Source organism: Paraburkholderia sp., from assembly GCF_047605525.1.
Taxonomy (GTDB): Bacteria; Pseudomonadota; Gammaproteobacteria; order Burkholderiales; family Burkholderiaceae; genus Paraburkholderia.
In genome coordinates, this window is the sequence record NZ_JASGFN010000047.1 from 1 (window position 1) to 25,384 (window position 25,384).

The 25,384-nt window shown below is 66.5% G+C and carries 23 protein-coding genes and 1 pseudogene; 13 read left to right on the plus strand and 11 right to left on the minus strand.

The genetic code is table 11. The features are described 5' to 3' along the window. Positions 1–374: 374 nt before the first annotated feature. The gene (locus tag QM685_RS35635) at positions 375–1,565 is read left to right on the plus strand and encodes a 4-hydroxybenzoate 3-monooxygenase (RefSeq protein WP_415124031.1); all 1,191 of its coding nucleotides are present in this window, start codon (positions 375–377) and stop codon (positions 1,563–1,565) included. A gap of 33 nt (positions 1,566–1,598) precedes the next feature. Here the strand turns inward: QM685_RS35635 and QM685_RS35640 are convergent, their stop codons facing one another. The 6 genes from QM685_RS35640 to kduI form a co-directional block, all read right to left on the minus strand. Next, the gene (locus tag QM685_RS35640) at positions 1,599–1,844 is read right to left on the minus strand and encodes a hypothetical protein (RefSeq protein WP_415124033.1); all 246 of its coding nucleotides are present in this window, start codon (positions 1,842–1,844) and stop codon (positions 1,599–1,601) included. 69 nt (positions 1,845–1,913) lie between these two features. Next, positions 1,914–2,270 carry a hypothetical protein gene (locus tag QM685_RS35645; protein ID WP_415124035.1) on the minus strand — a complete coding sequence of 119 codons (357 nt, stop codon included), beginning with the start codon at positions 2,268–2,270 and terminating at the stop codon, positions 1,914–1,916. A gap of 107 nt (positions 2,271–2,377) precedes the next feature. After that, positions 2,378–2,509 carry a hypothetical protein gene (locus QM685_RS35650; protein ID WP_415124037.1) on the minus strand — a complete coding sequence of 44 codons (132 nt, stop codon included), beginning with the start codon at positions 2,507–2,509 and terminating at the stop codon, positions 2,378–2,380. Between the two features lie 427 nt (positions 2,510–2,936). Beyond that, a complete protein-coding gene (gene kdgR / locus QM685_RS35655; protein ID WP_415124039.1) occupies positions 2,937–3,848 on the minus strand; it encodes a DNA-binding transcriptional regulator KdgR in 912 nt (303 codons plus the stop codon). A gap of 76 nt (positions 3,849–3,924) precedes the next feature. Continuing rightward, complete coding sequence (gene kduD / locus QM685_RS35660; protein WP_415124041.1) at positions 3,925–4,695, minus strand: 2-dehydro-3-deoxy-D-gluconate 5-dehydrogenase KduD; 771 nt, start codon at positions 4,693–4,695, stop codon at positions 3,925–3,927. A gap of 47 nt (positions 4,696–4,742) precedes the next feature. Beyond that, positions 4,743–5,588, minus strand: coding sequence for a 5-dehydro-4-deoxy-D-glucuronate isomerase (gene kduI / locus QM685_RS35665; RefSeq protein ID WP_415124043.1), 846 nt, complete (start codon positions 5,586–5,588; stop codon positions 4,743–4,745). A gap of 327 nt (positions 5,589–5,915) precedes the next feature. Between kduI and kdgT the strand changes: the two genes are divergently transcribed. Then, complete coding sequence (kdgT, locus tag QM685_RS35670) at positions 5,916–6,932, plus strand: 2-keto-3-deoxygluconate transporter (RefSeq protein WP_415124045.1); 1,017 nt, start codon at positions 5,916–5,918, stop codon at positions 6,930–6,932. A gap of 74 nt (positions 6,933–7,006) precedes the next feature. On the opposite strand, the gene QM685_RS35675 is transcribed toward kdgT, so the two are convergent. Both QM685_RS35675 and QM685_RS35680 read right to left on the minus strand, forming a co-directional pair. Continuing rightward, the gene (locus QM685_RS35675) at positions 7,007–7,618 is read right to left on the minus strand and encodes a GNAT family N-acetyltransferase (protein WP_415124047.1); all 612 of its coding nucleotides are present in this window, start codon (positions 7,616–7,618) and stop codon (positions 7,007–7,009) included. Between the two features lie 121 nt (positions 7,619–7,739). Then, complete coding sequence (locus QM685_RS35680) at positions 7,740–9,185, minus strand: NAD-dependent succinate-semialdehyde dehydrogenase (RefSeq protein ID WP_415124049.1); 1,446 nt, start codon at positions 9,183–9,185, stop codon at positions 7,740–7,742. 382 nt (positions 9,186–9,567) lie between these two features. Between QM685_RS35680 and QM685_RS35685 the strand changes: the two genes are divergently transcribed. The 8 genes from QM685_RS35685 (at position 9,568) to hpnK (ending at position 17,109) form a co-directional block, all read left to right on the plus strand. Beyond that, entirely contained in the window at positions 9,568–9,771 is a 204-nt protein-coding gene (locus QM685_RS35685; RefSeq protein WP_075300708.1) for a cold-shock protein, read from the plus strand. Between the two features lie 59 nt (positions 9,772–9,830). Beyond that, positions 9,831–10,283: a hypothetical protein gene (locus QM685_RS35690; RefSeq protein ID WP_415124051.1), complete on the plus strand. Its 453-nt coding sequence runs from the start codon at positions 9,831–9,833 to the stop codon at positions 10,281–10,283. Between the two features lie 285 nt (positions 10,284–10,568). Then, on the plus strand, positions 10,569–11,990 hold the full coding sequence (hpnJ, locus tag QM685_RS35695; protein ID WP_415124053.1) for a hopanoid biosynthesis associated radical SAM protein HpnJ: 1,422 nt from the start codon (positions 10,569–10,571) through the stop codon (positions 11,988–11,990). After that, positions 11,987–13,147 (plus strand): bacteriohopanetetrol glucosamine biosynthesis glycosyltransferase HpnI, encoded by a 1,161-nt coding sequence (gene hpnI, locus QM685_RS35700; RefSeq protein ID WP_415124055.1) that lies wholly within the window; start codon positions 11,987–11,989, stop codon positions 13,145–13,147. The genes hpnJ and hpnI (QM685_RS35700) overlap by 4 nt, the downstream gene beginning before the upstream one ends. A 109-nt stretch (positions 13,148–13,256) precedes the next feature. Beyond that, positions 13,257–14,303 carry a lysylphosphatidylglycerol synthase domain-containing protein gene (locus QM685_RS35705; protein ID WP_415124071.1) on the plus strand — a complete coding sequence of 349 codons (1,047 nt, stop codon included), beginning with the start codon at positions 13,257–13,259 and terminating at the stop codon, positions 14,301–14,303. 331 nt (positions 14,304–14,634) lie between these two features. Beyond that, positions 14,635–14,985, plus strand: a complete 351-nt coding sequence (locus QM685_RS35710; protein WP_415124057.1) for a hypothetical protein — start codon at positions 14,635–14,637, stop codon at positions 14,983–14,985. Positions 14,986–15,002: 17 nt separating this feature from the next. Continuing rightward, positions 15,003–16,265 (plus strand): bacteriohopanetetrol glucosamine biosynthesis glycosyltransferase HpnI, encoded by a 1,263-nt coding sequence (gene hpnI, locus QM685_RS35715; protein WP_415124059.1) that lies wholly within the window; start codon positions 15,003–15,005, stop codon positions 16,263–16,265. 13 nt (positions 16,266–16,278) lie between these two features. Next, positions 16,279–17,109, plus strand: a complete 831-nt coding sequence (hpnK, locus tag QM685_RS35720) for a hopanoid biosynthesis-associated protein HpnK (RefSeq protein WP_415124061.1) — start codon at positions 16,279–16,281, stop codon at positions 17,107–17,109. 48 nt (positions 17,110–17,157) lie between these two features. On the opposite strand, the gene QM685_RS35725 is transcribed toward hpnK, so the two are convergent. Genes QM685_RS35725 through QM685_RS35735 form a run of 3 tightly spaced genes read right to left on the minus strand, consistent with a single transcriptional unit; the run spans position 17,158 to position 22,764 of the window. Beyond that, the gene (locus QM685_RS35725; protein WP_415124063.1) at positions 17,158–20,217 is read right to left on the minus strand and encodes an efflux RND transporter permease subunit; all 3,060 of its coding nucleotides are present in this window, start codon (positions 20,215–20,217) and stop codon (positions 17,158–17,160) included. Further along, the gene (locus QM685_RS35730; protein WP_415124065.1) at positions 20,214–21,323 is read right to left on the minus strand and encodes an efflux RND transporter periplasmic adaptor subunit; all 1,110 of its coding nucleotides are present in this window, start codon (positions 21,321–21,323) and stop codon (positions 20,214–20,216) included. Before QM685_RS35730 ends, QM685_RS35725 begins: the two co-directional genes overlap by 4 nt. Next, entirely contained in the window at positions 21,313–22,764 is a 1,452-nt protein-coding gene (locus tag QM685_RS35735) for a TolC family protein (RefSeq protein WP_415124073.1), read from the minus strand. The genes QM685_RS35730 and QM685_RS35735 overlap by 11 nt, the downstream gene beginning before the upstream one ends. A gap of 251 nt (positions 22,765–23,015) precedes the next feature. Here QM685_RS35735 and QM685_RS35740 point away from each other — a divergent pair, with 251 nt between their 5' ends. The 3 genes and pseudogenes from QM685_RS35740 to QM685_RS35750 all read left to right on the plus strand — a co-directional run. After that, positions 23,016–23,678, plus strand: coding sequence for a response regulator (locus QM685_RS35740; RefSeq protein ID WP_415124067.1), 663 nt, complete (start codon positions 23,016–23,018; stop codon positions 23,676–23,678). Continuing rightward, a complete protein-coding gene (locus QM685_RS35745; protein WP_415124069.1) occupies positions 23,675–25,039 on the plus strand; it encodes an ATP-binding protein in 1,365 nt (454 codons plus the stop codon). The genes QM685_RS35740 and QM685_RS35745 overlap by 4 nt, the downstream gene beginning before the upstream one ends. A gap of 90 nt (positions 25,040–25,129) precedes the next feature. After that, positions 25,130–25,384, plus strand: a pseudogene (locus QM685_RS35750) (Fertility inhibition FinO-like protein); the annotation flags it as partial.

The window sequence follows — 25,384 nt, forward strand, 5'->3', positions numbered from 1 at the left end:
TGGTCGGCATCCAGGTGCCCGAAAACGACAACGAGGCATTCGGTCGCTTCCTCGAAACGCTCGGCTATCCGTACTGGGAAGAGACGAAAAATCCTGTCTACCAGTTGTTTCTTCTCTAGCTAAAGCTGCTTGAGCGGATCGGGGTTTACCTGAAGGGCGTTCCGCATCGACCAGCTGGGCCGCCCATTTCCCGACTCGCTGCAAAGCCCCGTCCGGCTTGCAATTACGGTCGATACGACCGATCCGGACGAGCCAACACTTCCTGCCTTCTATCTTGCAGCGCGATATGGCCTATCCGTTATATCGCGTTGCGCGATACGTGCCGCGATCGTCACACTGAGCACCAATTTCATCGCCGCATTCAGGAGACACATATGCGCACCCAAGTTGGCATCATCGGCGCCGGGCCCGCCGGCCTGCTTCTTTCCCACCTGCTTCATCTGCGCGGTATCGAGTCGGTCGTACTCGAAACGCGCAGCCGCGATCAGATCGAATCCACCATCCGCGCCGGCGTGCTCGAACAGGGCACGATGGACCTGCTGAGCGAAACCGGCCTCGGCGAACGCATGAAAGCCGAAGGCGCGCTGCATCACGGCTTCGAACTGGCGTTCGAAGGCAAGCGCCGCCGCATCGATCTGACCGGTCTCACCGGTCACGCAATCACGGTGTATGCCCAGCACGAAGTGATCAAGGACCTCGTCGCGGCGCGCGTCGCCGCGGGCGCCGAGTTGCGTTTCGGCGTGTCGGACACGTCGATTCACGGCATCGATACCGCTACGCCGTCGATCCGCTATCGCCACGAAGGCGAGGCGCACGAGTTGCAATGCGACTTCGTGATCGGCTGCGACGGCTCGCAAGGCGTGTCGCGCGCCGCGATTCCACAGGCGCTGCGCCACGACTTCGAACGCGTCTATCCGTTCGGCTGGTTCGGCATTCTGTGCGAAGGGCCACCGTCGTCGGACGAACTGATCTACGCGCGTCACGAGCGCGGCTTCGCACTAGTCAGCACGCGCTCGCACAACGTGCAGCGCATGTATTTCCAGTGCGATCCGAAGGATTCGGTCGATAACTGGTCCGACGATCGCATCTGGGCCGAACTGCATGCACGCGTCGATTCGCACGACGGTCAGAAGATTATCGACGGCAAGATTTTCCAGAAGAACATCGTCGGCATGCGCAGCTTCGTTTCGACGACGATGCAACACGGGCGCCTGTTCCTTGCCGGCGACGCCGCGCATATCGTGCCGCCGACGGGTGCGAAGGGCATGAACCTCGCGGTCGCCGACGTGAACGTGCTGAGCCGCGCGCTCGACGCGTTCTACAAGGAGAGCCGCACGGATCTGCTCGACCGCTACAGCGAAACCGCGCTCAAGCGCATCTGGCGCGCCGAGCATTTCTCGTACTGGATGACCAGCATGCTGCATCGTATCGACGGCGCTTCGCCGTTCGAACAGCAGTTACAGATCGCCGAACTCGAATACGTGACGACCTCACGCACGGCGGCGACGGTGCTCGCGGAGAACTACGTCGGCATCGCCGGCGCGCAGATGCAATCACTGAGGTAAGTCGCGCGTGACGCGCGGGGTGACTTCACGCCATTACGAGCGCAACAATGCCATCTCGTTGTGCAGCAGCGCGAGCAGATCGTCGTCGGTCGGCCGGGTGCCCCAGTGCCGCGCGCCGGCCACCGACGCGATCGCGATCCACGAATGCGGTGGAAACCATTCGCGCAGCAGCGCGCCATCCTGACGCAAACACAGTTGACCGGTTTGCTCGCTGTATTCGGCGCAGATGAGCGCGCCGTCGATCTGCGCCGTTACTCGTCTTGGATCGTGATTCAGCACGTCGTCGCTCCTGTCGAATGGGTGGCGCGAATGCCCGGATGGCGCGGCGGCGACACCGCCGGTTCATTGTCAATGATAGTACCCATGGCCATGCCAATCGCCGTACGGGCCGCGTGCATCGCGCCATTCGCGATGACGGCGCTCCCACTCACGACGTTCCCAGTAGCGATGGCCATCGTAGTAACGCTCGCCGTACCAGCCCGGCGCGACCACGACCGCGGCCGGCGGCGGGGGCGCGTAGACGGGCGCGGGCTGCACATAGACGGGCGGGGGCGGCGGCGCCTCGACCACCGCGGGCGCGACCGCGATGCCCGGCACGCCGATATTCACGCCCACGTCGACGTGCGCGAAAGCGGCCGACGACGCGCCGATCGCGAGGCCGGCGACGAGCGTCAACGATATCCAGCGGTTGCGTGAATGACTCATGTTCTGTTCCCCTTGTCGATGTTGTTGATGGAGTAAAAAACTCGCTCGCTGTGCTCGCGAGGCGCGCCACGCACGCTCATGAGCATCGGATGCGCGTCGTCAGGCGCTCAATAGCGGCCATGATCGTCGTAATAGTGGTCGTGATCGTGATAATGATGATCGTCGGGGACCACGATACAGCCGCTCAAGGTGCCGCCAAGCGTGGCGGCAAGAATCACCAGAGCGAAAATTTTCTTCATGACGTTGCTCCCTGTTGCCTGTGTTGGTCTGTATTGCGCCGGCGTTGCCAGTGCGGTTCGCGTGAACCGCTTTCGTTTGAACCGAACTCTACTGAGCGGCGCAATTACCGGTGTGTTTGTGTGTAACAGGACGTGTCGATACGCATGCGCGGCAATGCGCCTATGCGTGCGCAATGAACGCAGTGGATCCGCGGCAGGCGGGGCGCGCCTGAATGACAGAGGATTGTTAAGCCGTGGTGCAAGCCGTTGAACGCGTTATGAAAAGAACCGCGTTCAACGGCGTGCGATGCGCGCGCCGGGGTCGAACCGTCATTGCATCGATGGGCGAAGAAAGAAGCGCAGCGGCTTGCGCCGCGAATCTATCGCGCGGATACATTCAGTTGCAGACTGGGGACGGCGCAGTCGCTGTCACGCTCGCGCGCGCAATTCATTGCGCCGCGGCCGGTTCCGCCGCGGCCGCTTCGCGATAACCGAGCCGTGTCGAAATCGCGAGTCCCGCCTGCTTGAGCAGCGCGACGTAGTGCTGTTTCGTGTCGGCGCCACAGCGCATCGTCGGAAACGAAATCGACAGGCCCGCGATCACGCGGCCGAAGCGGTCGAACACCGGCACCGCGATGCACTGCAGACCTTCTTCCTGTTCCTCGTTGTCTTCGCCGTAACCCTGTTCTCGCACGCGCGGCAGAATGCTCAACACCGCTTCGGCGCAGGTCAGCGTCTTTTGTGTCGACTTGCGGAATTCGAGGTGAGCGAGCACGTCGCGCGCGTCGGCCGGCTCCATCCACGCGAGCAGCACCTTGCCGATCGCCGTGCTATGCAGCGGATTGCGCCGGCCGATGCGCGATTGCATGCGCAGCCCGTAATCGGCGTCGATCTTGTGGATATAGATGATCGCGTCGTCGTCGAATGCGCCGAGGTGGACTGCTTCACGCGTCATCTGGCCGATGCGGCGCATTTCGGTGTCGGCCTCGCGCACGAGATCGACGCTTTCGAGCGCTTTCGCGCCGAGCTCGAACAGACGGATCGTGAGCCGGTAGCGCTCGGTTTCCACTTCCTGCGTCACGTAGCCAAGCGCCTTCAACGTCTGGATCACGCGATGCACGGTGGTCTTCGACATGCCGAGCCGTTGCGACAGCTCGCTGATGCCGATCTGCCCGGTATCGCCGATCGCGCCGAGAATCGCGAAGACCCGGCCGACCGACGACGCCGATTCGCCGCGCTCGCCGCCGTCCGCGTCGAGCGAGGATGCGTCGGCGGCCTCCTTGCGCACCTTGCCGTGCGCCTTGACTTGCACCTTATGCCGCGCTTTATCGAGTGGTGTTTCTGCCGCCATGTCCGTCATTCCCTGTCTGTGCAAACCGGCGGCGATGCACGCCGCCGGCGCGAGAGCATAGCGCGTTGCGCGCGTGTCGGCCGAGCTAGCGCGCGAGCCATCCGCCATCCACCGCCAGTGTATGCCCGTGCACGTAGTCCGATGCGCCCGATGCGAGAAAAACCACAGGCCCCGCCAGATCGCCGGGTTCGCCCCAGCGGCCCGCTGGAATGCGGCCGAGAATTTCCTCGTTGCGCTGCGCGTCGTCGCGCAACGCGGCGGTGTTGGCGGTCGCCATATAGCCTGGCGCAATCGCGTTCACGTTGATGCGCCGCGCGGCCCATTCGTTCGCGAGCAGCCGCGTGAGACCGAGCACGCCGCTTTTCGACGCGGTATAGGACGCGACGCGGATGCCGCCCTGGAACGACAGCATCGACGCGACGTTGATGATCTTGCCACCGTTGCCCTGCCGCACGAACTGGTGCGCGGCCGCCTGCGACAGGAAAAACAGGCTCTTCAGGTTCACGTCCATCACCGCGTCCCAGTCGTCCTCGCCGAACTCGAGCGCATCGTCGCGGCGGATGATGCCCGCGTTGTTGACGAGCACGTCGACGCGGCCGAACGCTTCGACCGCCGCGCGCACGATGTCGTCGACCGGCGCGATCGACGACAGATCCGCGCGCACGTCCGCGAAGCGGCGCCCGGTGGCCTCGACGCGCGCGGCGGTCGGGCCCGCGTCGGCACGGCTCACGCCGACGATGTCGCAACCGGCCGCGGCGAGCGCGACGGCCATGCCGGCGCCGAGTCCGGTGTTGCTGCCGGTGACGATGGCGACCTTGCCGGTCAGATCGAAAGTGTTCACTGTGTTCGAGCTCATTGGAGTGGTCGGTGGATCATCGCAAGAAGAGCCAGAGCCGGGCCTCGTCAGCGCAGATCGCGGATCTTCAGATGATCCATGTCGCCGAACACCTGGTTCTCGCCGACCATGCCCCAGATGAACGTGTACGCGCGCGTGCCGACGCCCGAATGGATCGACCAGCTCGGCGAGATCACCGCCTGCTCGTTGCGCACGACGATGTGCCGCGTCTCGTGCGGCTCGCCCATCATATGAAAGACCGCGGCGTCGTCGGCGACGTTGAAATAGAAATACACCTCCATGCGGCGCTCGTGCGTGTGGCACGGCATCGTGTTCCACAGGCTGCCGGGTTCGAGCTTGGTCATGCCCATCGACAACTGGCAGGTCGGCAGCACCTCGGGCACGATGAACTTGTAGATCGTGCGGCGGTTGCTCGTGGCGGGGTCGCCGAGCGTTTCGGGCGATGCCTCGCCGAGAGAAATCGTGCGGGTCGGATACGTGGTGTGCGCGGGCGCGCAGTTCAGGTAGAACTTCGCGGCGTTGGCGACATCGGCGGTATCGGCGCTGCCGAACGCGACCGCTTGCGCGCCCTTGCCGATATAGATCGCCTCTTCGCGGCGCACCGTGTGGCGCGTGCCGTCGACGTCGACCCAGCCGTCGCCGCCGATATTGATCGCGCCGAGCTCGCGCCGCTCGAGCAGATAGTTGACGCCGATCGACTTGCCGAGCGAGCCGGGCACCTCGACCGCGCGTTCGACCGGCCACGCGCCGCCGACGATGATGCGATCGATATGGCTATAGGTGAGCTTCAGCGCATCGCGCGCGAAAATCTGCTCGACCAGAAATTCCTTGCGTAGCCCGCTGGTGTCGAGCGTTTTCGCGTATTCGCCGTTGATGGCCTGTCTCACGTCCATTGATCTTCTCCAGTCGGTTGCCGGCGGCCGCGCCGCGTGCGCGCGCAACGCGCCGATGAGCCTGCGCGGCGGCATCATGTGCCGAGACTGTAACGCAGGAATTCGTATTTCGGAACGCTGGTCCAAAAATATTGCTACGCGACATCAAGGCCCGCAAGGCTTATCGCCGCATAGCGGGTAAACGATAGGCCACTAGGCCAGAAGAAAACGGAACGACGTTCCTTTCATGGTGCTATATTGCGCCGGACAGGGAGAGCCCGGCGCAGAACGGGACATCACCCCGGGTGATCCACCCGTCAACGGGACGTGACAGTCCATGGAGGAGGCATGAAGATCAAGAAGGCCATCGACCGCATTCCTGGCGGTCTGATGCTGGTGCCGCTGCTGCTCGGCGCCTGCGTTCATACGTTCGCGCCCGGCGCGGGCAAATACTTCGGCTCGTTCACCAACGGCCTGATTACCGGCACCGTGCCGATTCTCGCGGTGTGGTTCTTCTGCATGGGCGCGACGATCGACCTGCGCGCGACCGGCACCGTGCTGCGCAAGTCGGGCACGCTGCTCGCCACCAAGATGCTGGTCGCGTGGATCGTCACGCTGATCGCGGCGCGCTTCATTCCGGTCGAGGGCATCAAGACCGGCCTGTTCGCGGGGCTCTCGATCCTCGCGATCACGACGTCGATGGACATGACCAACGGCGGTCTCTACGCGGCCGTGATGCAGCAGTACGGCTCGAAGGAAGAGGCGGGCGCGTTCGTGCTGATGTCGGTCGAATCGGGGCCGCTGATCAGCATGATCATTCTCGGCGCGACCGGCGTCGCGTTCTTCGAGCCGCGGCTTTTCGTCGGCGCGGTGCTGCCGTTCCTGATCGGCTTCGCGCTCGGCAACTTCGATAGCGAACTGCGCGAGCTGTTCGGCCGCTGCGTGCATCCGCTGATTCCGTTCTTCGGTTTTGCGCTCGGTAACGGCATCGACCTGAACGTGATCGTCACGAGCGGTTTGCCCGGCATCGTGCTCGGGCTCGGCGTGATCGTCGTGACCGGCGTGCCGCTGATTCTCGCCGATCGCTGGATCGCCGGCGGCAATGGCGCGGCGGGGCTCGCCGCCTCGTCGACGGCGGGTGCCGCGGTGGCGAATCCGGCGATCATCGCCGACATGATTCCGAGCTTCAGGCCGCTGGTGCCGGCCGCCACCGCGATGGTCGCGACCGCCTGCCTCGTGACCGCGATCCTCGTGCCGATTCTCACTGCGCTGTGGGTGCGCCGGCATCATGCGCGCGCCGCGCCGCGTGACGAATTTACGACGACGCAGGCCGCGCCGCTCAACGAGCGCGACGCGCACGTTTGACGTCAGGCGGGCGAGGGGACCGGGTCGCGTCGAGGCGCGGGCCGGCTCTTGTCGTTTGAATTGGGGCGTGGCGCTCAGCGCGCCAGCTTCGTTTCCAGCATCGACTTCACCGCCGGCCATTCGTCGTCGATGATGCTAAAGCGCACCGAGTTGCGCTTGCGGCCATCCGGCATGATCCGTTCGTGCCGCACCACGCCTTCCTGTTTCGCGCCGATGCGCAGAATCGCCGCGCGCGATTTCCCGTTGAGCTCGTCGGTCGTGAACTGCACGCGCACGCATTGGAGCACGTCGAACGCGTGGCACAGCAGCAGGTACTTCGCCTCGGTGTTTACGGGCGAGCGCTGCGCCGATTGGGCGAGCCACGTATGACCGATTTCGAGCTTGCGGTTCGCGCGGTCGATCTTCCAGAAGCGCGTGCTGCCGACAATCCGGCCGCCGTGGCCCGCTTCGTCGCGCCGCACGATCACGAACGGCATCACGGTGCCCGCCGCGCGGCCGGCGAGGGCGGTGGCGATATAAGCGTCGACGCTCGCCGGTCCCGGCACGACGGTCAGCTTCAGGTTCCACAACTGCCCATCAGCGGCGGCATCGACGAGTGCCTGCGCGTGATCTTCGCGCAGCGGCTGGAGTTCGACGCTCGAGCCGGTGAGGGTGGGCTGCATCGATACGGAAGAGAGATCGTTCATGGCAATAAAAAAGGTCCGCGAGCGAAGGGCTCGCGGACCTGGCGGATCGATTGACTCGTAAGCGGAAACGACGCTCGGCAAGCCTACACCGCCGCGCCGCTTCTGCTTCCGACTCGCGTCCTTAAGACGACATCACCGTCACGGACTTGGTGACGAGATACGCTTCCATCGCTTCCGGACCGCCTTCCGAGCCGTAGCCGGAATCCTTGACGCCGCCGAACGGCATTTCCGGCGTCGGCGTGGCCGGCTGGTTGATCCACAGCATGCCGACTTCCATCTGCTGCGACAGCATGTGCACGTTGCTGAACGACTTCGTGTACGCGTAGCCGGCGAGGCCGAACGGCAGACGGTTCGCCTCGGCGATCGCTTCCTCGAGCTTGTCGAAGCCGCGGATCGCGGCGACCGGGCCGAACGGCTCGTTGTTGAACACGTCGGCGTTGAGCGGCACGTCGGTCAGCACGGTCGGCGCGAAGAAGTTGCCTTCCGAACCGACGCGCTCGCCGCCCGTCGCGATCTTCGCGCCGGCCTTGCGCGCGTCGGCGACGACGTTGGCCATCGCGCCCAGACGGCGCGCGTTGGCGAGCGGCCCGAGCGTCGTGCCCTCGGCGAGACCGTCGCCGAGCTTCAGGCTTTCGGCATGCTTGACGAGCGCCGCGGCGAACTCTTCGCGGATGCTGTTGTGCACGAGGAAGCGCGTCGGCGAGATGCAGACCTGGCCCGCGTTGCGGAACTTCGCGGCGCCGGCCGCCTTGACGGCGAGTCCGACATCGGCGTCTTCTGCGACGATCACGGGCGCGTGGCCGCCGAGTTCCATCGTTGCGCGTTTCATGTGCAGGCCGGCAAGCGACGCGAGCTGCTTGCCGACCGGCGTCGAACCGGTGAACGTGACCTTGCGGATGACCGGATGCGGGATCAGGTAGCCGGAGATTTCAGCCGGATCGCCGAACACGAGGCCGACCGTGCCGGGCGGCACGCCGGCTTCGACGAACGCCTGCAGCAGCGCCGCCGGCGACGCCGGGGTTTCTTCCGGCGCCTTCACGAGGAACGAGCAGCCGCAAGCGAGCGACGCCGACAGCTTGCGCACGACCTGGTTGACCGGGAAGTTCCACGGCGTGAACGCGGCGACCGGGCCGATCGGCTCGCGCAGCACCTGCTGCTGCGCGGCGAGATTGCGCGGCGGCACGATACGGCCGTACACGCGGCGGCCTTCGTCCGCGAACCATTCGATGATGTCGGCTGCCGACAGCGCTTCGATGCGCGCTTCGGCGAACGGCTTGCCCTGTTCCAGCGTCATCAGGCGGGCGATGTCGGACGCGCGCTCGCGCACCAGCGCGGCGGCCTTGCGCATGATCGTCGCGCGCTCGTTGGCCGGCACCTTGCGCCATGCTTCGAAACCGCGCTGCGCGGCTTCGAGCGCGCGGTCCAGATCGGCGAGGCCGGCGTGCGCGACCTTGCCGATGGCCTGGCCGGTCGCGGGATTGATCACGTCGAGGGTCTTGCCGCTGGCGGCGTCGCACCACTCGCCGTTGATCAGAAGTCGGGTATCGGTATAGCTCGGGATGGCCATGCTGGGTTCCTGTGAGTGGGAAAACGACTGGCCGCGCGGTCGTGAAGCAGGGGGGCGACAGGACCGGCGCGGCCATCAAAGAACTGCCAATAACAATTATCTTATCTGATTGCGCACGATCGCACCGGCCGCGGGCCGCGTCGCGCGGACGTGGCACGCCGTTTGCTGACGGTTTGGCGCCGCTTTGGCGTTATCGCTCAGGGCGGCTCGCCGCGGCCGCCGCGGTGGGGCCGGCCGCCGGCCGGCCGGCGCGAACTGGCAATAGCCGGAACGACGCAGCGCTACAAGGCGGCGCTTTTTCCAGGCTTTCCAGGCTTTTCCACGTTTTTTCCACGCTTTTTCCATTCAACCGTTCAACCCAGCGCATCACGAGGACATCGCCATGCCAACCGGAAAAGTGAAATGGTTCAACGACGCAAAAGGCTTCGGCTTCATCACCCCCGATGACGGCGGCGAAGATCTGTTCGCCCATTTTTCGGAGATCCGCAGCGAGGGCTTCAAGTCGTTGCAGGAAAACCAGAAGGTCAGCTTCGAAATCAAGCAGGGACCCAAGGGCAAGCAGGCGGCCGACATCAAGCCGGTCTGAGCGCGGCCTGACGCTGACCGCGCGGGTGGGCCCGCGATTGATCGAGATGCGAGGTTCGCATGGACAGGGACGCCGCTTACGCGGAGATCGAGCGCCACGGCGGCGCCGCGTATGCGAAAGACTTCGCCGCGCGTTATCCAGAGCATCCGTTGACACCGTTTTGTCATCGCTATCTGTTCGAGCAGACGCAGCGCGACGAGGCGGCCCCCAGTGCGGACACAGCGGCGGACACGGCGGCGGACACGGCAGCGAATACTGCGACTGCGGCGCACGATGACGAGCGCGGCTTCGCACTGAAGTCGCTCGCGCGCATGGAAGCGTCGTCGCATAGCGCGCAGGCTGCGGCGAGCGCGTCGCGCGAGGCGGCCGCCGCCGCCCAGACGTCGGCGCGCGCGGCGCGCCGTTCGGCGTTCTGGACGATGATCGCGGCGCTGGCGTCGGCGCTCGGCCTAGTGGTCAACGCGGCCCTCAATCTCGGCTGGCTCGAGTGGGCGAGGCACGTGGTCCGGTGAGCTGCCTGACACACGCACGCAACTGACACACGCACGCAAAACACCGCCGTAAAAATACCCACGTGAAGGATCGACGTGAAGCAGCGCGCATTTTCCCGAGCCCCGTTGGTCGACACCTCGGAACGATGCCGTCTGGTGCGCGAACGCAGTATCATCCTTCAGGTTTTCTTCAGCTTTTGCTCTGTAACATCGATCCGTTCCATCCGCTCGCGTCCGCGCGGCAATGGTTCTGATAGTTTCCCGACAGACAACTGAAAAGCGCCGATCAGGCTTGCTGGAGTCTCAATGAAAACTCTGTTCTTGCAGGCCCCGTCATTCGACGGTTTCGATGGCGGCGCAGGCTCGCGCTACCAGGCAAAACGCGAGGTCAAGTCGTTCTGGTATCCGACATGGCTCGCGCAGCCCGCCGCTCTGATCCCCGACAGCCGCGTTTTCGATGCCACCGCGAATGGCGCGTCGGTCGACGAGACGCTCGCTCTCGCGCAGCAATACGAGCTCGTCGTCATTCACACCAGTACGCCTTCCTTTCCCACCGACGCGCTGTTCGCGCAGCACCTGAAAGAACGCAAGCCGTCGATCCTGATCGGCATGGTCGGCGCGAAGGTGGCGGTCGATCCACACAATTCGCTGACGGCGACCGAGGCGATCGACTTCGTCGGTCGCGAGGAATTCGATTTCACCTGCAAGGAAATCGCCGAGGGCGTGCCGTTCGCGCAGATCAAGGGCTTGAGCTATCGCGCCGCGGACGGTTCCATCGAGCATAACGAAGCGCGTCCGATCCTCGAGAACATGGACGAGCTGCCGTTCGTCGCGCCGATCTACAAGCGCGACCTGACGATCGAAAATTACTTCAACGGCTATCTGAAGCACCCGTACGTGTCGCTCTATACCGGCCGCGGCTGCCGCTCGAAGTGCACGTTCTGCCTGTGGCCGCAGACGGTGGGCGGACACCGCTACCGGGTGCGCTCGGTCGAGAACGTGCTGGAAGAAGTGAAGTGGATTCGCGACAACATGCCCGAAGTCAAGGAGATCATGTTCGACGACGACACCTTCACCGACTTCAAGCCGCGCGCCGAGGAAATCGCGCGTGGGATGGGCAAGCTCGGCGTCACGTGGTCGTGCAACGCGAAGGCGAACGTGCCGTATTCGACGCTGAAGATCATGAAGGAGAACGGCCTGCGTCTGCTGCTCGTCGGTTATGAGTCGGGCGACGACCAGATCCTGCTGAACGTGAAGAAGGGTCTGCGCACCGACATCGCGCGGCGTTTCGCGAAAGATTGCCGCTCGCTCGGCATCAAGGTTCACGGCACGTTCATCCTGGGCCTGCCGGGCGAGACACCGGAGACGATCCAGAAAACCATCGAGTACGCGAAAGAGATCAATCCACTGACGATCCAGGTGTCGCTCGCGGCGCCGTATCCGGGCACGCGGCTTTATAACCAGGCGGTCGAGAACGGCTGGCTCGAGGAAAACAAGGTCGTCAATCTCGTCAGCAAGGAAGGCGTGCAACTGGCGGCGATCGGCTATCCGCATCTGTCGCGCGACGAGATGTATCACCAGCTCGAAAACTTCTACAAGCGCTTCTATTTCCGTCCGTCGAAGATCTGGGAAATCCTGCGCGAAATGCTCACGAGCTGGGACATGATGAAACGGCGCTTGCGCGAAGGCGTCGAATTTTTCCGCTTCCTGCGCGCTCACCAGGCGTGAATACGACGCATCTGCTCGCCGTCACGCTGGCCTACGCGTGCGCGGCGGCGGCTGCGGTCGGCATCGGCTATACCGTGCTCGCGAGCGCGCTGATCGGGCGTTTCTTCGCGCGGCCGGTGGCCGAACCGACGAGCTTTCCGCCCGTCACGATCGTCAAGCCGTTGCATGGCAACGAGTGGACGCTGCTCGCGAATCTGTCGAGCTTCTGCGAGCAGGACTATCCGGGGCCCGTGCAATACCTGTTCGGCGTGCACGATCCGGCGGACCTGGCGCTGCAGATCGTCGACCAGTTGCGCCGGCAGCATCCGGGCGCCGACATGACGGTGGTGGCCGATGCGCGCCTTCACGGCCCGAACCGCAAGATCAGCAACATCCTCAATATGCTGCCGCAGGCGCGCCACGACGTGCTCGTGTTCGCCGATAGCGACGTGAGCGTCGGCCCCGGCTATCTGCGCCACGTGATCGGCGAATTGCAGAAGCCCGGCGTGGGGCTCGTCACCTGCGCGTATCGCGGCCGGCCCGATCCGGGTTTCTGGCCGCGGCTCTCCGCGAGCGCGACCAACTACCAGTTTTTGCCTGGCGTCGTCACGGGGCTCGCGCTCGGGCTCGCGCGGCCGTGCTTCGGCCAAACCATCGCGATGCGGCGCGATACCTACGAGCGCATCGGCGGCTTCAAGCCGTTCGCGCGGCATCTGGGCGAGGATCATGCGATCGGCGAGGCGGTGCGCGCGGCCGGCGAGGCAGTCGCGATACCGCCGTTTCCGATTACGCATGCATGCGTCGAGGCGAGCGCGATGCAACTCGTCGCGCACGAGCTGCGCTGGAGCCGTACGATTCGCCGCATCGATCCGGCCGGGCACCTCGGTTCGGCACTGGTTCATCCGTTCGCGTTCGCGCTGCTCGCGCTCGCGTTGTCGGGCGGCGCGCCGTGGACGTGGCCGCTCGCGCTCGTCGCGATGTGCGCGCGGCTCACGCTGAAACTGCGGTCCGATCGCGCGTTGCGCCAGCCGTGCCGCGAGCTGTGGCTGCTGCCGTTATGGGATATCGTGTCGTTTGCGATTTTCGTCGCGAGCTTCCGCTCGTCGCGAGTGATCTGGCGGGGCTTCAGCTTCAAGGTCGACGGCGACGGCCTGCTGTCGACCGCACCGGACGAATGACGAACGAACGGCGGATTGGGCGGCCAATGATCGATGCGGTTTGCAACGGGCGAAACGGGAACGGCCCGGCGGTAGCGGCGCGCGCCTGCGCATGCGAGGTGCGCGCGTGATGAAGCATCTCGGCCGCGCGGCCGCGCTCGCGGGTTTGCTCCTTTCGCTGTGGCTCGTCTGGCGCGACGATCCGCGCGCCGTGCTCGGCGCATTGCGCGCGGCCGGCGCGGGCCTCGTGCTCGCCGCGCTCGCGCACGTGCTGCCGATGATCGCCAACGCCTGCGACTGGCGCTCGCTGATTCGCGGCGCAAACCGCCCGGGCCTCGGCAGGATGCTGCACCTCGTGTGGGTGCGCGAATCGGTCAACTGCATGCTGCCGGTCGCGCGCATCGGCGGCGAGCTCGTCTCGTTCCGCATGCTCAGGCGCTGGGGCGTGCGGCCGTCGACAGCGGTGGGCAGCATGGTCGTCGATATGCAGCTCACCGTCATCAGCCAGTTGATGTTCACGATGGTCGGCATCGGCTTCCTGTTCGCGCATGCGCAATCCGGCGCGCTGCGGCTCGCGGGACAACTCGCGTGGGGCGTTGTCGTGCTCACGCCGCTGCTGTTGCTGTTCGCGCTCGTCCAGCACGCGAATCCATTCGAACGCGTCACGCGTGCGCTCAACCGCATGACGAGTGGCAAGCTCGCCGCGCTCGTCGGTCAATCGACGCAGATCGATCAGTCGATCAAGCTGATCTGGCGACGCCGCGCGGTCGTGCTGCGCTATCTGTTCTTCTGGCAGCCGTTGCAATGCATTCTGACCGCGCTCGAAATCTGGCTCGCGCTGTACTTTCTCGGCGCGCGCGTGACGTTCGTCGAGGCGGTCGTGATCGAATCGCTGATTCAGGCGATCAGCAGCGCGGCGTTCTTCGTGCCGGGCGGCCTCGGAGTGCAGGAGGGCGGCTTTATTCTGATCGGCGGCGCGCTCGGGCTGGATCCCGCCACGAGCCTCGCGCTCGCGGCCGCGCGGCGGATTCGCGATCTGCTGATGTTCGTGCCGGGGCTCATTGCGTGGCAGTTCTCGGAGTCGTCCGGGGGCAGGCCCGCGCACGTCGTGCAGCAGGGGGCGCGCGTCGAACTGGCCGAACAGCGCCCGGCCGTCGGCGACGGGGCACGGCGCTGAGTTCCGGGCTGAAATAGAAACAGAAGAAAACGCCTGCGGGATCGCCCATTTGCGCGACATGAGCGGCACGCGCGTTGCACCCACTCGCACCCTTTGCGCGGCCGGATTCACTGTCAGATTCCGGTAACGAACCGGATCGATACTGCGGCCATGCGCGCGGCGTCATAGCGCGCGGCCGCGATTGATCGATGCCGCGCGTCAGCCGCTTCATACCATGCGCATGCTTAAGGTTTTCCTCAGCTTGAATCGATAGTATCGACTCGTCATATCCGGTCGTCGCAAGCTTGCGCCGCGCATCCGTCAGGTCGCGAGACCACGTACGAGGCACGTTATGAAGCCAGCCACCATCGACATGCTGCGAGCCCATCTGCTGGTCGCATCGCTCACGGCCGCGGGCATCGAAGCACTGCTGTGCATCGCGTGGCCGGTATTGCCCGTTTCCCGCGCCTTTTTCGCTTCCACGTCGTTCCGGCTGTTCGCGCTCGCGTTGATCGTCGGCGGCGTACTGGTGGCGCGCGAATTCGCGCACGCCGCATTCGAACTCGCGGTGCAACGCCATCACGCGATTCCCGCGGCCTCCGGCGCATGGCAGGTTGCGGCGGCCGCGGAGTGTCCGCGGCGCTGGCTCGTCGTGCTGCATCTGCGCCTGACGGGGCAACCGTTCGTGCTGTCCGGGCACTGACGGGACGGACAGGGACGATGACGGCGCACGTATTGACGGCATGCCAATGGATCCTGCTGGCGGGGTGTATCGGTGCATCGATCTATACGATGGCCGCCGCGCTGGCGATGCCGTTCTTCAGCGCGCGGCATCAGTCCGTCCATCACGGCCGCGCGTCGTCCGCCGGAGCCGCGCTCAGGTCCGCGTTTTTTCCGCATTCCCGTCCCTTCGCGCAGGGCGGCGTCAGCGTGCTCAAGCCGCTGTGCGGCGCGGAGCCGCGTCTCTACGAAAATCTGCGCACCTTCTGCGAGCAGCGTCACGGGCATTTTCAACTGGTGCTCGGCGTATCGTCGCCGCATGATCCGGCGATCGCGGTGGTGCGCCGTTTGCAGGCCGCCTATCCGACGCGCGATATCGAACTCGCGATCGACACGCGCGTGCACGGCAGTAATTTGAAAGTCAGCAACCTGATCAACATGGCGGCGCGGGCGCGTCACGACGTGATCGTGATCGCCGACAGCGATATCGCGGTCGACGCCGACTATCTCGACAGCGTCGCCGCGCCGCTCGCGGACCCCGACGTGGGCGTCGTCACGTGCCTGTACGTCGCGCGCGGCGTCGGCGGTTTCTGGCCGCGCGTGGGGGCGCTCTTCATCAACGAATGGTTCGCGCCGTCGGTGCGCGTCGCGCATGCGACAGGCTCGCGCCGCTTCGGCTTCGGCGCGACGCTCGCACTGCGGCGCGCGACGCTCGAATGCATCGGCGGATTCGACGCGCTGAAAAACTGTCTCGCCGACGATTACTGGCTCGCCGAACACGTGCGCGCCCTCGGGTTGCGAACGGTACTCTCGCGCGTGATGGTGGCCACCGACGTGATCGAGCCGACGTTCGGCGCGCTCTGGCAGCGAGAAACGCGCTGGCTGCGCACGATCCGCTCGGTCAATCCGCCCGGCTTCGCGTCCTTGCTGATCACGTTCCCGACACCGTGGCTGCTGGCGAGCGCCGCGCTGACCGTGTCGTTCGCGACGCGCGCGGGCGGCCACGCGCCGTGCGTGGCGATGATCGCCAGCGCGTCGGCGACGGCCGTGTGCTTCGGCGCGCGCTTGCTGCTGCATCTGCGCGCGTCGCGTCGCGCGCGCACCTTCTGGCGCGATCTGCCGCTCGTGCCGTTGCGCGATACGCTGATCGCATTGCAGTGGCTGTTCAGCGCGTTCGGCTCGCACGTGGTGTGGCGCGGCGCGCGCATGCCGGTCGGGACGCCGGCCGCCGGGCGAGGCGGTCAGCTCGACAGCTTCACGTAATGGGAGATCCCGGATGTCGACCGGTTCAGGCGCACCGACGCGCGGACTGATCACTACCGCCGATGATTTCGGCCTGCACCCGCGCGTGAATGCCGCTGTCGAGCACGCGCATCGCGACGGCGTGCTGAGCGCCGCGAGCCTGATGGTCGGCGCGCCGGCCGCGAGCGATGCGGTTGCGCGCGCCCGCGCGCTGCCGCGACTGCGGGTGGGCCTGCATCTGGTGCTGGCCGATGGCGCCGCGCTCGCGCCGCGCGCGGAGATTGCCGCGCTGCTCGACGCAAACGGCCGCTTCGGCGACAACATGGTGCGCGACGGCGCGCGGTTTTTCTTCCTGCCGCGGGTTCGCAAGCAACTCGCGCGCGAAATTCGCGCGCAGTTCGAGGCGTTCGCGGCGACCGGACTCGCGCTCGATCATGTGAACACGCACAAGCATTTTCATCTGCATCCGACCGTGCTCGGCCTGATTCTCGAGATCGGCCGCGACTACGGGATGAAGGCGATGCGCCTGCCGTTCGACGCGAATGCGCCGCTGTGGCTGCGGCCGTGGATCGCGCAGGTGAAGACGCGGCTCGATCGCGCGGGGATTGCGCACAACGACTATGTGGTCGGCATCGCGGCGAGCGGGCGGATGGACGAGGCGGCGTGGCTGGCCGCGCTCGGCAATGCGCCGGATGGCGTCGGCGAGATCTACTGCCATCCGGCGCTCGCCGGCGAGCCATTGAGCGACGGCATGCGCGACTATCGCCACGCCGACGAATTGCAGGCACTGCTGTCGCCGCGGGTGGCTGCCGCGATCAACGCGCTCGGCGCGCGGGTCGGCGGATTTGCGGACGTGTTGACTTAGCGCGTTTTTGTATAAAGCGCGCGGCACGCACGAGTGCCGCGTGCCACCTCACACAGACTGCTTCTTCATCAGCAGCTTCAGCAACACCGGCAACAGCAACAGCACGAGCGGCAGTTGCACGATGAGCCCGGAAATGATCGCGATCGCGAGCGGCTGCTGCATCGCCGAGCCTTGCCCCAATGCGAACGCGAGCGGCAGCAGCGCGAGGATCGCGGCGATCGTCGTCATCGCGATCGGGCGCAGGCGATTGCGGCCGGCGGCCTGCAATGCGTCGTCGAACGGCATCTCCTCGTCGCGCACCAGCGCCTGCAACTCCGACACGTAGAAGATCGCGACCTCGGTCACGATGCCGACGATCATCGTCATGCCCATCATCGCGGAGATGTTCAGCTCGATACCGGTGACCCACAGGCCGATGAACACCGCGCCCGCCGCGAGCAGCGGCATCGCCAGCACCGCGAGCGCGACCCGCAGGCGTTCGTACAGAAACAGCAGCAGGCCGAACACCAGCGCGATCGCGGCGCCGAATACGGTCACGAGGCCCTTGAACGCGATCTGCTGTTGCTGATAGAGGCCGCCCAGCTCGTAGTAGACCCCGGCGGGCAGCAGGTTCGGCTCGCCGAGCGCCTTCTGCGTGTCGGCGATCGTCGAGCCCAGATCGCGGCCGTCGATGCGCGCGGTCACCGCCACCATCCGCTTCAGGTTCGAGCGGCTGATTTCGGGCTGACCCGTGACCGTCACGCGATCGGCGACGCGCTTCAACGCGAACAGATGCCCGTCCGGCGCGCGAATCTGTAATTGCCCCAGTTGCGTATCGGTGAGCTGGCGCGCGCCGTTCACCCGCACGCGCACGCCGACCGTCTTCGGTCCGCTCTGGAACTGCGTCGCGACGTTGCCTTCGAGCATATCGGTCACGGCCTGCGCGATCGCCTGCGGGTCCATGCCTTCGGCTGCTGCGGCGGCGGGCAGGATATGCAGCTCGAGCGCGTCGCCGGCCGGGTTGATGCCGTCGTTCACGTCGACGATGCCCTGAATCCGGCCGATGCGCGCCGCGACCTTGCGCGCGGTCGTATCGAGCGTGCGCGCGTCGTCGGAGAAGATCCGGATCTGCACCGGCTGCGGCACCGCGGTCAGATCGCCGATCAGGTCTTCCATCAGTTGCGCGAGTTCGATGCTTACGCCCGGCACCTGGGTTTCGACCTGCGAGCGGATTTCCTCCATCACGGTGTCGATCGGCTCGCGCCTGCCGGACTTGAGCCGCACGAAAAAGTCGCCCTTGTTCGGTTCGTTCAGATCGCCGCCGAGACCCGCGCCGGTGCGGCGCGAATAGGTCGCGACGTTCGGATTCGCGCGGATGATGCGCTCGATCTGCTTCATCAGCCGGTCCGTTTCGGTGATCGACGTGCCCGGCTGCGTGTGATAGTCGAGCACGAAGCCGCCTTCGTCCATGCCCGGCATGAAGCCGCTGCCGACGCGCGTGAACGCGAACGCGGCCACGACGACGAGCGGCAGCACGCCGAGCAGCACCAGCGGCGGGCGCGCGCTCACGCGCCCGACGAGCGCCGCGTAGCATCGGTTCAGCCACGCGGCGAAGCGCGTTTCGTGGTGCTCTTCGGCATCCGCCGGTTTCAGCCAGTGGTCACACAGGATCGGCACCGCGAGCCACGTGACGAGAAACGAAATGAACAGGGCGCTCGCCATCGTCACCGAGAGCGCCTTGAAGAACGCGCCCGTCACGCCCGACAGAAACGCGAGCGGCACGAAGATGATCAGCGTCGCCGCGGAAGAGCCCGCGAGCGGCCGCGTGAATTCGAGCGCCGCGGCCATCACGCGGCCGTGGAACGCGTGGGATCCGGCTTCGCGCATGCGCCGCACGATGTGCTCGATCATCACGATCGCGTCGTCGATCACGAGGCCGACCGCGGCGGCCATGCCGCCCAGCGTCATGATGTTGAAGCCCATGCCGAACACGTCGAGCAGCAGGATCGTCGCGGCCATCACGACCGGCACCAGCGCGACCGCGATCGCGGTGATTTTCCAGTTGCGCAGGAACACGAACAGCGTGAGCGCGGCGAGCACGATGCCGGTCATGATCGCGTCGCGCACGCTGGTCGCCGACGCGATCACGAGTTCGCTCTGGTCGTACCAGTTCGACAGATGCACGCCAGCGGGCATCCGCGGCTCGAACGCGGCGAGCTTCGCGCGAATCGCGCGCGCCATCGCGACGCTGTTCGCGCCCGGCTGCTGGTAGACGTTCAGCAGCACCGCGTCCTGGCCGTCGGCGGTCACGCGCATCCATTGCGGCACGACGCCCCGGCTGATCGACGCGAGGTCGCCGAGCCGGATCTGCGTGCCGTTCGGATTGCCGCTCGCGGAGACGACGACGTTGCGCAGTTCGTCGAGCTGCGTGATCGTCGAATTGGTGACGACGAGGTAGAACTTGTCGTGATCCTCGATGCGGCCGTTCGCCATCAGCACGTTGCTCGCGCCGATCGCTTTCGATACATCCGCGAGCGACAGCTTGTACGCGGCGAGGCGCGCGGGATCGACCGCGACTTCGAATTCGTCCTGCGCGCCGCCGATTACCTCGACGCGCGCGACGCCTTCCACCGCCGACAGCAGCGGACGCATCTGGAACTGCGCGAGATCGCGCAGCGCGGCGAGCGATTGCCGCGTCGACGTGAGGCTGTACGCGAGCACCGGAAACACGGTCGGGTCCATGCGCCGCACCTGCATTGTCGTGCCGGGCGGCAGCGTCGCGAGAATTTCGCTGATCGCCGATTGCGCCTGCAGCGTGGCCTGCGCCATGTCGGTGCCCCAGTCGAAGTTCAGCGAGATTTCCGCCGCGCCGCGGCTCGTCGTCGAATCGACGTCGCGCACGTTCGGCACGCGGCGCAGCGCTTCCTCGACCGGCATCGTGACGAGCGTCGCCATCTGCTCGGCCGGACGGTCCCCCGCGTCGAGCGACACCACCGCGCGCGGAAAGGAGACATCCGGAAACAGCGAGATCGGCAGACGGAACGCGGCGAGCGCGCCCGCGATCGCGAGCAGCGCGATCACGAAGAGCAGCGAGCGGCGATGCGTCTGCATCCATTGGCCGAAGTTCATCGCGGAGTGTCTCCGCCGGCGCGCGCCGCCATGCCGTCTTTCAACTCGTAGTTGCCGCTGACGACGAGCCCGAGCACGGGGTCGATCGGACCGTCGACGCCGTAGCGTTCGCCGTTTTCGACCGCGATGGTCACGGCGACGCGGCGCGCCCTGTTTTGCGGCGTGATCTGGAACACGTACGCGTTGTCGCCGTCTTTCAGCACGGCCGCGCGCGGCACGATCCAGTGCGTGCCGGGGCGCGTCGCGATGTCGGCGGCGACGCGCGTGCCGGGGATGAACGGCGTCTGCGCGAGCGGCACGTTCGCGCCGACGCTGACGAGTTGCGATGACGGATCGATCGCGGCGCCCACCAGCACCACACGGCCCTCGACCGCGGTCTTCGCGAGTGCCGTCGACAGGCCGCGCAGCGTGACGGCATCGCCTGGATGGATCGCGGCGGCGTCCGCGGGCTCGACGCCGAGCATCACGTTCGCCCGCGCGTCGCGGCCGTTGCCGCTCGCGAGTTGCAGGATCGCCGCGCCGGCCTGCAACTGGTCGCCTTGCGCCGCCGACAGTTGCAGCACGACGCCGTCGAACGGCGCGGTGACGGTCCGGTTGCCGCCCGCGATGCCGGTCTGATTCTGCGCGGCGAGCGCCTCGCGCGCATCGTCGACCGCCTTGCTCGCGCTCGCGAGCTGCGATTGCGTCGCGAGTCCCTTGTCGTAGAGCGAGCGGGTGCGCGCGAGCTCGCCTTGCGCGAATGTCAGCGCGCTTCTGGCCTGGGCGGCCGCGAGCACGGCGGCCGGATCGGCCTGCGCGACGAAGAGCGGCGTGCCGCGCCTGACGGTCTCGCCGGCTTGCACGCGCATCTGCACGATACGGGCGACGTAAGGCAGGTTGATCGTCGTGACGCTCGACGCGCCGGCCGCGACGATGCCGAAGCCGCGTACCGGCTGCGCGATCGCGGCGCGCTGCACGCGCACGGTTTGCACGGCGACGGACGGTTGTGCTTCGGCGGCGGCGTTGTCGTCGGCGTAAGCCGGATGGATGCACGCGCACCACGGCGCGACGCACACGAGCGCGGCGGCGATGGCCGCGGCGCGCGGCGGGAAAAGGCTATTTCGCATGAGTGTCGATGAAGTTCCGGGCGGAGGAAAAGGTGTCGGCGGGCGCGTCGGACACCGCGCTGCCGAGCAGCGCCTGCAAGCCGACGCGCTGTTCGGCGAGCGCTTCGCGCAGCGTCGCGACGTCGATGCGTTTGGCGAGCGCGACGCTTTGCGCGTCGGTATACGCGCCGAGCGTGAGGTCGTGTTCGGCGTAAGCCGCGCCGGCCTGCCGCGCGGCGTGCTCGAGATCGGGCAGCGCGCGTTCGCTCTGCTGCAATTGCCGCGCGAGGATCGCGCTGTCCTCGCGCAGACGCGCGACGTCCGCGTACGCCTGGTTCAGGCGCGTCTGGTATTCGTCGCGCAACCGCTGGCGCGTTGCTTTTTCGATCGCGACATTGCCCTGGTTGCGGTTGAAAATCGGCAGACTCAGGTTGATCTGAAAGCCGCTCGTGTAGATGTTCGACGTGTCGCGCGCGCGCACGAAACCCACCGACAGGCTCGGAAACTGGCTCAGAATCGCCGCGCGATATTTCTGCTCCTGCGCTTCGTAGCCGGCCTGCAACGCGATCAGGTCCGGGCGGCGGCGCGCGAGGTCGGCGAGCGCCGCGTCGAGCGTGGCGTCGGCAAGCGGCGCGACGTCGTCGCCGCCGCCTGATTGCAACTGCAACCGCACGTCGGGCGCGAGCCCGAGCAGCGCGTTCAGATCGTGATGTGTCTGCGCGGCGGCCCGTTCGGCATCGATATATTGCTTGCGTGCGTCGCTCCAGGCGATGAGCGCGGCGCTCAACGTGTCGTCGGTCAGATTGCCGTCGCGGCGCGCCGCGGCCATGCGTTCGTAGCGCGCGCGGGCAAGCTCGCGTTGCTGTTGCAAGAGCGGCAACGTGTCCTGCTGGAAGCGCGTCCTGATGAACAGTTGCCGCGCTTGCGCGACGACCTGCCATTCCTGCCACAGCAGGCCGAGGTCGGTTTTCGCCACGGTCGCGTCGGCGGACTGCTTGTTCGCGCTGCGCAGCACGATCGCCATCACGTCGATGCTCAGGCCATAATTGAACGCCCGCGTGGTGCCGGCCGCGCCCGGATAGTCGCTCGAGATGGCCAGTTGCGGATCGGGCAGCAGGCCGGCCGAATAAGCCTGCGCGCGGGCGATGCCGAGATCGTCGCGGGCGAGTTTGAGATCGGGATTGTTCGCCACCGCGAGCATCGCGACTTCGTCGATGTCGAGGCCATCGGCGGGATCGAAGCGATGCGCGGCGAGTTCGGGCAGCGGCATGCGCGACGGATCGATGCGGATGCGCTCGAGTGAGCGCGCGGAAGTCGACGTGTCCTGTGGCGCGAGCGGCTCGCGGTGATACGTCGCGCAGCCGCCCAGCAGCAGCGCGCAAAGCGGCACGAGCGCGCGCAGCCGGAGCGGGCAGCGGGGGCGTGTCGCCGGGGTATGGGAAGCCGCCGTCGGCGCAGTCATCGCGGCGGTATTGAAAACGGGCAAAATCCGGCTCCTGTGTCCTGTGAAGAGATCGGGCAACCACGAACGGATGCCGCGCAACCGGAGCCGATTCTGCGAAGGAGGCGCTTAAGACAGGCTTAACGTGCGTGGGCGCCCGCGCCGCGCACGTTCGGGGGATTCGTCAGGTCCGCTATCAGCCTTCCGTAAGGAATCGTTAAGCCGCCGCCGCCGATAATGCGGCGGGAAAGAAACCGCTCGAAGGAGAGGCGATGCGCCTGTTACTGGTCGAAGACGACGACATGATCGCGGAAACGGTGCTCGGCGCGATGCGCCGCGCCGGCTATGCGATCGACTGGGCCGAGGACGGCCGCGCGGCGGAGCTGTCGCTCGGCAACGACGTGTACGACCTCGTGCTGCTCGATCTCAGCCTGCCGAAAAAGGACGGCATCGACGTGCTCAACGCGTATCGCCGCAGCGGCGGCGCCGCGCCGGTCATCATCCTGACCGCGCGCGACGCGATCGACGAACGCATCCGCGGGCTCGACGCGGGCGCCGACGACTATCTGATCAAGCCCTTCGATCTCGACGAACTGGCCGCGCGCATACGCGCGCTGCTGCGGCGGCGCACCGGCCACAAGCAGCCGGTTTATTCCCACGGCGACCTGACGCTCGATCCCGCCGCGCACGAAGTCACCCGGGACGGCGTGCCGCTGCCGCTCGTGCCGCGCGAATTCGCGCTGCTGCAGGCGCTGATCGAGGAGCCGAGGCGCGTGTTCACGAAGGCCGAGCTCGAGGAAAAGCTGTACGGCTGGGGCGAGGAAGTCGGCAGCAATACGATCGAGGTGCACGTGCACAGCCTGCGCCGCAAGATCGGCGCGGACCAGGTGGTGACCGTGCGCGGCGTCGGCTATCGCCTGAAGAGGTGCGGATGAGGTCGATTCGCCGCTGGCTGCTCGGCTGGCTGATCTTCGGCATGGCGGCGGCATTGGGCATCGCGGGCTATGCGACCTTTCATACCGCGCGCCGCGAGGCGAGCGAGCTGTTCGACTACGAGCTGCGCACCGTCGCGCTGTCGCTGCCGTCGAACCTGACAGGCGCCGGCAGCGGTACGCAGCGTGAGCCCGACCTCGGCGATCTCGCCGACGACCGCATCGTCATCCAGATCTGGGAGCGCGACGGCGCGCCGGTCTATCATTCCGCGCAGGCGCCGGTGTTCGCGCGCCTCGCGCCGGGCTTCAATACCGTCGAGCTTGCCGGTGCCCACTGGCGCACCTTCGGCGTCGAGAAGAACGGGCGCTATGTGCAGGTCGCGCAGCCGGTATCGGTGCGCGAGGACCTCGCGATGCATCTCGCGCTGCACACGCTGTGGCCGCTCGGCGTGCTGTTGCCGGTGACGATCGGGCTCGCGCTGCTGGTGGTCGCGCGCGGGCTCGCGCCGATCGGCGGGCTGTCGCGCGCGCTCGCGACGCGCTCGATCGATTCGCTCGAGCCGCTGCGGCTCGACGGCACCGTGCCCGTCGAAATCAGGCCGCTCGTCGAAGCGCTCAACGATCTGTTGCAACGGCTCAATACGGCATCGCAGGCGCAGCGCACGTTTATCGCCGATGCCGCGCACGAGCTGCGTTCTCCGCTCGCCGCGCTGAAGCTGCAACTGCAGGCGGCCTCGCGCGACGGCTCGCTGAAGGGCGAAGGCCAGACGCTCGAGCGCGTCGAGCATCGCGTGAACCGCATCATCCATCTGGTGCAGCAGCTATTGACGCTCGCGCGCGAAGACGCGCAGCCGGCCACGTCGATGGCGGCGGTCAGCCTGCGCCGTATCGGCGAGCAGGCGGTCAGCGATTTCTCGCTGCTGGCGGAAATGCGCGAGATCGATCTCGGCCTCGAATGCGAAGGCGCGCGCACGCCGAACGACGCCTATATGGTGCTCGCCGAGTCGCACGGCATGAGCGTGCTGCTGGGAAACCTGATCAACAACGCGATCCGTCACACGCCGGCAGGCGGCCGCGTGGACGTCGTGCTCGGGCGCGACGGCGAACGGATCGGCCTCGAGGTCGTCGATAGCGGCTCGGGCATTGCGCCCGCGGAGCTCGAACGCGTGTTCGACCGCTTCTATCGCGGCGAGGAGGCGAAGGGCGAGGGCAGTGGGCTCGGCCTCGCGATCGTCGCGCGGATCGCCGAGCGTCATCAACTCGCGCTGTCGTTGCGCAATAACGCTGGCCGGGCCGGCCTGAGCGTCGCGGCGTCGGGCCTGCGCGCGTGCGATGCCAACACGCCCGCGAGCACTGCAAGTTGAGGATTCGCGCGCTGCTTGCAGTTGTCGCAAGTGCGTTTGCACTCGCTGCTACAATCGCGTCTTTACGGATCGACAGATTGGTTGTGCACTATGGGTTTCGAACAACTCGCTGAACTGAAGAAGCAACTGGCCGCGGCGCGCGCCGCGGCCGAGTCCGCCGGCAAGTCCGATCGCAAATCGGCGGCGCGGCCTGCTTCGAAGTCCGCTGCCAGGCCGGATTCGTCGCCGGGTTCAAAGCCCACGGCAAAGCCCGACGTGCGGCCGGATTCCCGGCCCGGTTCGAAGCCCGCCGCGCAGGCCGGCTCCCGGCCGGAGCGCAAACCGGGCGCGCGGCCCGGCCGCCAG

Bases quoted from the DNA above. Each gene is read 5' to 3' on its own strand.
- QM685_RS35635 (WP_415124031.1), top strand. From the start codon at position 375: ATGCGCACCCAAGTTGGCATCATCGGCGCCGGGCCCGCCGGCCTGCTT.
- QM685_RS35645 (WP_415124035.1), bottom strand. From the start codon at position 2,270: ATGAGTCATTCACGCAACCGCTGGATATCGTTGACGCTCGTCGCCGGC.
- QM685_RS35650 (WP_415124037.1), bottom strand. From the start codon at position 2,509: ATGAAGAAAATTTTCGCTCTGGTGATTCTTGCCGCCACGCTTGGCGGC.
- kdgR (WP_415124039.1), bottom strand. From the start codon at position 3,848: ATGACGGACATGGCGGCAGAAACACCACTCGATAAAGCGCGGCATAAG.
- kduD (WP_415124041.1), bottom strand. From the start codon at position 4,695: ATGAGCTCGAACACAGTGAACACTTTCGATCTGACCGGCAAGGTCGCC.
- kduI (WP_415124043.1), bottom strand. From the start codon at position 5,588: ATGGACGTGAGACAGGCCATCAACGGCGAATACGCGAAAACGCTCGAC.
- kdgT (WP_415124045.1), top strand. From the start codon at position 5,916: ATGAAGATCAAGAAGGCCATCGACCGCATTCCTGGCGGTCTGATGCTG.
- QM685_RS35675 (WP_415124047.1), bottom strand. From the start codon at position 7,618: ATGAACGATCTCTCTTCCGTATCGATGCAGCCCACCCTCACCGGCTCG.
- QM685_RS35680 (WP_415124049.1), bottom strand. From the start codon at position 9,185: ATGGCCATCCCGAGCTATACCGATACCCGACTTCTGATCAACGGCGAG.
- QM685_RS35685 (WP_075300708.1), top strand. From the start codon at position 9,568: ATGCCAACCGGAAAAGTGAAATGGTTCAACGACGCAAAAGGCTTCGGC.
- QM685_RS35690 (WP_415124051.1), top strand. From the start codon at position 9,831: ATGGACAGGGACGCCGCTTACGCGGAGATCGAGCGCCACGGCGGCGCC.
- hpnJ (WP_415124053.1), top strand. From the start codon at position 10,569: ATGAAAACTCTGTTCTTGCAGGCCCCGTCATTCGACGGTTTCGATGGC.
- QM685_RS35705 (WP_415124071.1), top strand. From the start codon at position 13,257: ATGAAGCATCTCGGCCGCGCGGCCGCGCTCGCGGGTTTGCTCCTTTCG.
- QM685_RS35710 (WP_415124057.1), top strand. From the start codon at position 14,635: ATGAAGCCAGCCACCATCGACATGCTGCGAGCCCATCTGCTGGTCGCA.
- hpnI (WP_415124059.1), top strand. From the start codon at position 15,003: ATGACGGCGCACGTATTGACGGCATGCCAATGGATCCTGCTGGCGGGG.
- hpnK (WP_415124061.1), top strand. From the start codon at position 16,279: ATGTCGACCGGTTCAGGCGCACCGACGCGCGGACTGATCACTACCGCC.
- QM685_RS35725 (WP_415124063.1), bottom strand. From the start codon at position 20,217: ATGAACTTCGGCCAATGGATGCAGACGCATCGCCGCTCGCTGCTCTTC.
- QM685_RS35730 (WP_415124065.1), bottom strand. From the start codon at position 21,323: ATGCGAAATAGCCTTTTCCCGCCGCGCGCCGCGGCCATCGCCGCCGCG.
- QM685_RS35735 (WP_415124073.1), bottom strand. From the start codon at position 22,764: ATGACTGCGCCGACGGCGGCTTCCCATACCCCGGCGACACGCCCCCGC.
- QM685_RS35740 (WP_415124067.1), top strand. From the start codon at position 23,016: ATGCGCCTGTTACTGGTCGAAGACGACGACATGATCGCGGAAACGGTG.
- QM685_RS35745 (WP_415124069.1), top strand. From the start codon at position 23,675: ATGAGGTCGATTCGCCGCTGGCTGCTCGGCTGGCTGATCTTCGGCATG.